A 321-nucleotide genomic window follows, 5' to 3' on the forward strand; every position below is an offset into this window, starting at 1 on the left:
GAGAGCTGCAACCGCGTCCGGCTGACCTGCACCGGCACGCTCTATATGTGCCTTGGCCAGGAAGACGCCGCCGACCTGCGCGCGCCGCTGCGGGCTTCGGAAGGCAACGAACTGGTCGCCAGCGCCATCGATGAGGCCATCAGCCGCAAGCCGAAGGGCCATGATTTCATCATCGACCGGCGCACCAACCGCCCCTCGGTGTCGCGGCATATGAGCGTCACCGGCGGCTGATTTTTTCTCTCGCATGATGCATGATCGCCTCCGGTCGTCGACCAAGGGGGTATCATGCAACGTCATCAGCGTATCGGCTGGCCGTCACTG

At 63.9% G+C, this 321-nt stretch carries 1 pseudogene; it reads left to right on the forward strand.

The features are described 5' to 3' along the window. Nucleotides 1–231 (forward strand): annotated as a pseudogene (locus EN804_RS35875) (GTP 3',8-cyclase MoaA); the annotation flags it as partial. Between the last annotated feature and the right edge of the window lie 90 nt (nt 232–321).

Source organism: Mesorhizobium sp. M8A.F.Ca.ET.161.01.1.1, from assembly GCF_004792105.1.
In the GTDB taxonomy this organism is placed as follows: Bacteria; Pseudomonadota; Alphaproteobacteria; order Rhizobiales; family Rhizobiaceae; genus Mesorhizobium.